The sequence below is a fragment of the Methylobacterium tarhaniae genome, assembly GCF_001043955.1.
In the GTDB taxonomy this organism is placed as follows: domain Bacteria; phylum Pseudomonadota; class Alphaproteobacteria; order Rhizobiales; family Beijerinckiaceae; genus Methylobacterium; species Methylobacterium tarhaniae.
In genome coordinates this window covers 1-3,182 of the sequence record NZ_LABZ01000266.1, presented here as the reverse complement: position 1 = coordinate 3,182, position 3,182 = coordinate 1, and the positions used below count along the sequence as shown (strand labels likewise).

Here is a 3,182-nt window from a genome sequence, read left to right as displayed (position 1 = left end):
GGGTTGATGCCGGTGACCCAGCCGATGATGCACAGGATCACGATGGTGCCGGGGGACTGGGCATCGGCACCATCGTGATCCTGTGCATCATCGGCTGGGTCACCGGCATCAACCCGGCGATCCTGATCGGCGGTGCCGAGACGGTCACGCGCCAGCGCGCGCCGCAGGAGCAGCAGGGCCAGCAGCCCGACCGGCGCACCGGCGCCCCCTCCGACCAGACCGGCAAGTTCGCCGCCGCGATCCTCGGCAATACCGAGGATGTGTGGAAGACGGTGCTGCCGAACCAGACCGGCCGCCAATACACCCCGACCACGATGGTGCTCTATACCGGCGGCACCCGCAGCGGCTGCGGCCAGGCCCGGGCCGCCATGGGGCCGTTCTACTGCCCGCTCGACAAGAAGGTCTATCTCGACACCTCCTTCTTCAAGGAGATGGAGCAGAAGTTCCGGGTGAAGGGCGATTTCGCCTATGCCTACGTCATCGCCCACGAGGTCGGCCATCACGTCCAGGACGTGCTCGGCATCCTGCCCAAGGTGCAGCGGAAGCAGCAGCAGGTCGGCGAGCGCGAGGCGAACGCCCTCTCGGTCCGCGTCGAGCTGATGGCCGATTGCCTCGCCGGCGTCTGGGCGAAGAACTCGAACGACCGCTTCAACGCCCTCGAGCCCGGCGACATCGAGGAGGCGATGCAGGCGGCGAGCGCCATCGGCGACGACAAGCTCCAGAAGCAGAGCCAGGGCTACGTCGTGCCGGATTCCTTCACCCACGGCTCCTCGGCCCAGCGCATGCGCTGGTTCCAGACCGGCTATCGCAGTGGCCAGACCCAGTCCTGCGATACCTTCCGGGCCGCGCAGCTCTGATGGCCGGTCTCGACCAAGCCCGCCTCGACACCGCCCGGGCCTTCGTGCCGCTGACTATCGCGGTGCTCACCGTCTCGGACACCCGCACCCTGGCGGACGACCGGTCGGGCGATACCCTGGTGGAGCGGCTGGAAAAGGCGGGCCACCGCCTCGCCGCCCGGGCGATCGTGCCGGACGAGGTCGAGGCGATCCGGGCCCAGGTGAAGGCCTGGGCGGCGGATCCGGGGGTGGACGTGGTCATCACCACGGGCGGCACCGGCTTCACCGGCCGCGACGTGACGCCGGAGGCCGTGGAGCCCCTGTTCGAGAAGCGGATGGACGGGTTCTCGGCGATCTTCCACCGCATCTCCTACGACAAGATCGGCACCTCGACGCTGCAGTCGCGGGCCACCGCCGGGGTGGTGAACGCCACCTACGTGTTCGTGCTGCCGGGCTCGCCCGGGGCCTGCCGGGACGCTTGGGACGGCATCCTGGCGGCGCAGCTCGATTACCGGCACCGGCCGTGCAACTTCGTCGAGATCATGCCGCGCCTCGACGAGCACCTGAAGCGCGGGGCGGCGACTAGCTCCGCAGCAGCGCCCCCCGCAGGGGCCTGACCGGCAGGCGGGTCCGCAGCGGCAGGCCCGCCCCGAGGGCCTGGACCCGCACGAGGTCGCCGGCCCGCACCTGGCGCGTCCCGGTCAGCGCCTCGCGCCGGCCGGCGATCCGCTCGAAGAGCGGCGCGTGCGGGCGGCGCAGGCGGCCGACCGCCTCAGGATTCGTCGTGGCGCCGAACCGGTCGAGCACCCGGATCCAGCCCTCCGCCGGCACGTCGCCGGCCTCCAGGCACAGCATCCAGGGCCGGCGCGCCAGCCCGGCCGCCGCCACCCACGGGCTGCGGCCCCTCGCCACCAGGGCCGCACCGGTGCTCTCCGCCATGGTGGCGATCTCCGGATCGTCCGGATGCGCCGCCGCGATCACCGCATCGCCCACCACGCCAGCCGCGACGCCGGCCACGAGAGCCGCCAGGGTGTCGGCGAGGGCATCGATGCGCTCCGGATCGATCGCGCCCGGAAGATGGATGGCAGCCGTGAACATGATTGCGCCATAGCTTATGGGAAGCGGCGCGTCTTGCCTCGATCGTTGGCACTTGCGTCTGTTCCCGTTTTGTTCAAAGCTCGGCCGCGATCGGTGCGGAGGCGGAGATGGATTCGGGATGCGGGCGGGAGGCGGGCCGCCGCCTCGCCGGATCGACCCCGGCGGCGGAGAGCCGCCGCGGGCGTGGCGCCACCGCCAACCCGACCGGCCGGTTCGAGGCCGCCGAGCGCGAGGCCTTCGCGGATGGCTGGGACCGCGACGACGACCTGCCGCCGCTGCGCACCGAGGTGACGCTGGAGCGGGCGCGCACGCTCATCACCCGCAACGATTCGCCGGATATCGGCTTCGACCGCTCGATCAACCCGTATCGCGGCTGCGAGCATGGCTGCGTCTACTGCTTCGCCCGGCCGAACCACGCCTATGCGGGCCTGTCGCCGGGGCTCGACTTCGAGACCAAGCTGTTCGCCAAGCCCGACGCGGCCTCGCTGCTGGAGCGGGAGCTCTCGGCCCGCGGCTACGAGGCCCGCACCATCGCGCTCGGTACCGCCACCGATCCCTACCAGCCGATCGAGCGGCGCTACCGCCTGACCCGGCAGATCCTGGATGTGCTGGCGCGCTTCCGCCATCCGGTCGGCCTCGTCACCAAGTCCGACCTCGTGCTGCGCGACCTCGACATCCTGGCGCCGATGGCGGCGCAGGGCCTGGTGAAGGTCGCCCTCTCGGTCACCACCCTCGATCCCGGCCTCGCCCGCCGGATGGAGCCCCGCGCCTCGCGGCCCGAGAAGCGCCTCGCCGCGATCCGGGCCCTGGCCGAGGCCGGCGTGCCGGTGATGGTGCTGGTGGCGCCGCTGATCCCGGGCCTCAACGACCACGAGATCGAGGCCGTGCTCGCCCGCGCCCGCGAGGCGGGGGCGCGCGAGGCCGGCGGCGTCCTCCTGCGCCTGCCGCACGAGCTCGCCGACCTGATGCGCGACTGGTTTTCCGAGCATTATCCCGACCGGGCCGCGCGCACCTTTTCGCTCCTCGCCCAGGCCCGCGGCGGCAAGGTCTACGACGCCGCTTACGGCCGGCGCTTCACCGGGACCGGTCCTTACGCGGACCTCCTGGACCAGCGGATGCGCGTGGCGATGACCCGCCTCGGCTACCCGCCCGAGCGGCTGCGGCTGCGGGCCGACCTGTTCCGGGTGCCGGTGCGGGCGGGCGGGCAGTACAGCCTGTTCTGACGCGCAGGTGCGCCGTGGGGAGGGG

At 72.1% G+C, this 3,182-nt stretch carries 4 protein-coding genes; 3 read left to right on the top strand and 1 reads right to left on the bottom strand.

What is annotated here, in order from left to right; translation table 11 throughout:
* Together ypfJ and moaB are read left to right on the top strand one after the other, a co-directional pair.
* A partial coding sequence (gene ypfJ, locus VQ03_RS28175) for a KPN_02809 family neutral zinc metallopeptidase (protein ID WP_048454234.1) occupies nt 1-857 on the top strand: 857 nt, incomplete at its 5' end.
* Nucleotides 857-1,453 (top strand): molybdenum cofactor biosynthesis protein B, encoded by a 597-nt coding sequence (gene moaB, locus VQ03_RS28170; RefSeq protein WP_048454233.1) that lies wholly within the window; start codon nt 857-859, stop codon nt 1,451-1,453. The genes ypfJ and moaB, both read left to right, overlap by 1 nt.
* On the opposite strand, the gene VQ03_RS28165 is transcribed toward moaB, so the two are convergent.
* Nucleotides 1,419-1,934 (bottom strand): hypothetical protein, encoded by a 516-nt coding sequence (locus tag VQ03_RS28165; protein WP_048454232.1) that lies wholly within the window; start codon nt 1,932-1,934, stop codon nt 1,419-1,421. The two genes, moaB and VQ03_RS28165, sit on opposite strands and share 35 nt — an antisense overlap.
* Before the next feature lie 107 nt (nt 1,935-2,041).
* Between VQ03_RS28165 and VQ03_RS28160 the strand changes: the two genes are divergently transcribed.
* The gene (locus VQ03_RS28160; protein WP_048454231.1) at nt 2,042-3,157 is read left to right on the top strand and encodes a PA0069 family radical SAM protein; all 1,116 of its coding nucleotides are present in this window, start codon (nt 2,042-2,044) and stop codon (nt 3,155-3,157) included.
* Nucleotides 3,158-3,182: the final 25 nt, after the last annotated feature.

Bases quoted from the DNA above. Each gene is read 5' to 3' on its own strand.
- moaB (WP_048454233.1), top strand. From the start codon at position 857: ATGGCCGGTCTCGACCAAGCCCGCCTCGACACCGCCCGGGCCTTCGTG.
- VQ03_RS28165 (WP_048454232.1), bottom strand. From the start codon at position 1,934: ATGTTCACGGCTGCCATCCATCTTCCGGGCGCGATCGATCCGGAGCGC.
- VQ03_RS28160 (WP_048454231.1), top strand. From the start codon at position 2,042: ATGGATTCGGGATGCGGGCGGGAGGCGGGCCGCCGCCTCGCCGGATCG.